This window comes from Saccharomonospora halophila 8 (assembly GCF_000383775.1).
GTDB lineage: Bacteria > Actinomycetota > Actinomycetes > Mycobacteriales > Pseudonocardiaceae > Saccharomonospora > Saccharomonospora halophila.
This window is the reverse complement of sequence record NZ_KB912559.1, coordinates 6,621-9,992: the sequence shown is the minus strand read 5'-3', so window position 1 is coordinate 9,992 and position 3,372 is coordinate 6,621. Positions and strand designations below refer to the sequence as shown.

Sequence of the window (3,372 nt, the reverse complement as noted above, 5' to 3'; positions counted from 1 at the left end):
ATTTCGCCCGCGGAATGTGGTCAGCCGGTCCGCAGCGCCGCGGGGGCGTGCGCGGGAACGGCGGGGTGGACCGGGGCGACCGGGTCGAGTCGCGTGTAGGGCTCGTCCTGGGCGGGCCGGGGATCCGGCTCCCCCTTGTTCGGCCACAACGCGAATGCCCGCTCCGCCTGCGCCGTGATCGTCAGGGACGGGTTCACCCCGAGGTTCGCCGTGATCGCGGTGCCGTCCACCACGTGCAGGTTCGGGTACCCGAACACCCGGTGGTACGGATCGATCACGCCGTCCTCGTGGCTGGTGCCGATCGCCGCACCGCCGATGAAGTGGGCGGTCAACGGGATGTCGGCGATCTCGCCCCAGGTACCGCCCGGTGTCCCGCCGATGTGCTCGGCGGCACGCAGGTTGGCCTCGTGGCCCGCGGGGATGAACGTCGGGTTGGGCGTGCCGTGCCCCTGTTTCGAGGTGTATCGGCGGCGGCCGAACCAGCCCCGGGTGGTGTAGGTGGTGATGGAGTTGTCGAGGCTCTGCATCACCAGCAGGATCACGGTGCGCTCGCTCCAGCGGTAGCTGCTGAGCAGCTTGGCGGTCTGCACCGGGTGCCGGACGGCGAACCGCAGCGCCTGCTTCCACCGGGGGACCGCGGACCCGCCGTCGGTCGCGACCGTCTGCAGCAGGCTCATCGCGTTGCTGCCCTTGCCGTAGCGCACCGGTTCGATGTGGGTCTGTTCGTCCGGGTGGATGGACGAGGTGATCGCGACACCACGGCTGTAGTCGTTGTCCGGGTCGACGGACGTCCGGGCCGCCCCGATGATCGCCTCGGAGTTCGTGCGCGTCAGCTCCCCGAGCCGGTCCGACAGCTCCGGCAACGCACCGGTGTCCCGCATCCGGTGCAACAGCCGTTGCGTGCCCCAGGTCCCCGCGGCGAACACGACGTGCCCCGCGGTGATCGTGCGGGTGAACCGGCGGGAGACCGTCCCGGTTCTGCGGAGGTCGACCTCGGCCGTGCCGTCGTCGCGGGACCGCACACCGGTGACGGTGGTCAGTGGGATCACCTGCGCGCCGAGCTGTTCGGCGAGGTAGAGGTAGTTCTTCACCAGCGTGTTCTTGGCCCCGACCCGGCAGCCCGTCATGCACGCCCCGCACTCGGTGCACCCGGTCCGGTCCGGCCCGGCACCCCCGAAGTACGGGTCGGCGACACGCTCCCCGGGCGGCCCGAAATACACCCCGACGGGCGTCGGGTGGTGACTGTCCGAGACCCCCATGTCGGCCGCCACCTTGCGCATCACCTCGTCGGACGGTGTCACGGAGGGGTTGGTCACCACCCCCAGCATCCGGCTGGCCTGGTCGTAGTGCGGGGCCAGCTCGGACTCCCAGTCGGTGATGTGCGCCCACTGCCGGTCGGTGTAGAACGGTTTCAGCGGCCGGTACAACGTGTTGGCGTAGACCAGGGAGCCGCCGCCGACCCCGGCGCCCGCGAGCACCATGACGTCCTTGAGCATGTGGACCCGCTGGATACCGAAGCAACCCAGCCGGGGCGCCCAGAGGTAGCGGCGCAGATCCCACGACGTCTCGGCGAACTCGTCGTCGGCGAACCGGCGTCCCGCCTCGACGACCGCCACGCGGTAGCCCTTCTCGGTCAGTCTCAGCGCCGCGACACTGCCGCCGAAGCCAGAGCCGACGACCACGACGTCGTAGTCCAAATAGGTGTTACGCCCAGTCACACATATGAGCGTAGCCGCCGCCCGCCCTCCTGACCAGAGGTAAGTTACCGACGAGTCGTGCCCGACCGGAATGCCGTACCCGCCCCTTCCCGGACAACGGTCCGCCCGCGAAAGTCGCCTCCCCGGGGCGCCGGTGGGCGCGTTTCGCGGGCGGATTGTCGTCCGGCCCCGGCCGTCGCGGGGGCCCGGTGGGCGGTCGTCGTGTGGGTACGGGGCCGGCCCGGGGTGGTTGCCGGAGGGGGCCTGCCGGGGTGGGTCAGGGGCGGACGGTGAGCCCGACCTTCTGGAACTCCTTGAGGTCGGAGTAGCCGGTCTTGGCCAGTGCCCGGCGGAGTGCACCGAAGAGGTTCACCACACCCTCCGGATCCGAGGTCGGGCCGTGCAGCAACGTCCGCAGGTCGACGTCGAGACTCGCCCCCGGAGCCACCCGCGAACGTGGCAACGACGGGTGCGCGGCGGCGGACGTCCAGTACAGCCCCCGCCCCGGCGCCTCGCCGGCCGAGGCCAACGGCGCACCCAGCATCACCGCGTCCGCCCCGCAGGCGATCGCCTTGGCGATGTCGCCGCTGTGCGAGACACCGCCGTCGGCCAGCACGTGCACGTACCGACCGCCGGTCTCGTCCAGGTAGTCCCGCCGCGCGGCCGCCGCGTCGATGAGCGCGGTCGCCATCGGCACGCCGATCCCCAGGACACGGTCGGTGCTGGTCACCCCCGGGCTGTGCCCGTGTCCCACGATCACCCCGGCCGCGCCCGTACGCATCAGGTGCATCGCCGTGCGGTAGTCGCTGACCCCACCCGCGACCACGGGGACATCGAGATCGGCGATGAACTCCTTGAGGTTGAGTGGATCGCCGTCGCGCGCCACGTGCTCGGCCGAGACGATCGTGCCCTGCACCACCAGCACCTCGACGCCGGCCGCGAGCAGGTCCGGGGTCAGCTCCGCGGCATGCTGCGGGCTCACCCGCGCCGCCACGGTGACCCCGGAGTCGCGCACCGACCTGATCGCCTCGGCGAGCAGATCGGGGCGGAGGGGGGCGGAGTGCAGTTCCTGCAGCATGCCACCGAGCTCGGCCCAGCCCGCGCCCTTGCGCGCCGCGTCGGCCAGGCGCTCCAGCTCACCGTCCGCGTTCGTGTGCCGGGCCCACAGGCCCTCCGCGTTGAGCACGCCGAGCCCGCCGAGCCTGCCGATCGAGATCGCGGTCTCCGGCGAGACAACGGCGTCCGTGGGATGGGTGATCAGCGGCAGGTCGAACCGGTACGCATCGATCTGCCATCCGGTGTTGACGACCTTCGACGACCGGGTGCGCCGGGACGGCACGATCTCGATGTCCTCCAGGTCGTACGCACGCCGGGCCGTCCGGCCCATCCCGATCTCGACCAGATCCCGCACCAGAGTGTCCTTTCCGAGGTGAGAAGCGTTCCCGGTGGCCCCGGGCCGCATTCCGGGGCCCGCACCGCCGGGCGCCCGCGAGACGCCACACGGCACGTCACCCGTGCACCGCGGACCCCACCATTATGAGCGCCCCACGACCGCCGACCGGCGACCGGGCACCCGACGGAGGGTGGGAACCGAGGCCGGGACCACCGCACCGACCGCAGCCCGCCCGGACCGCGTTCCGCCCGCGAAACGCGCCACCCACGGGCCGCACCGACC

Annotated in this window: 2 protein-coding genes; both read right to left on the bottom strand. The window is 71.9% G+C overall.

Annotation, left to right across the window (positions count from 1 at the left end; genetic code table 11):
* Positions 1-20: 20 nt before the first annotated feature.
* A complete protein-coding gene (locus SACHA_RS0113485) occupies positions 21-1,718 on the bottom strand; it encodes a GMC family oxidoreductase (RefSeq protein WP_019810631.1) in 1,698 nt (565 codons plus the stop codon).
* 256 nt (positions 1,719-1,974) lie between these two features.
* Positions 1,975-3,108 (bottom strand): GuaB3 family IMP dehydrogenase-related protein, encoded by a 1,134-nt coding sequence (locus SACHA_RS0113480; protein WP_019810628.1) that lies wholly within the window; start codon positions 3,106-3,108, stop codon positions 1,975-1,977.
* Between the last annotated feature and the right edge of the window lie 264 nt (positions 3,109-3,372).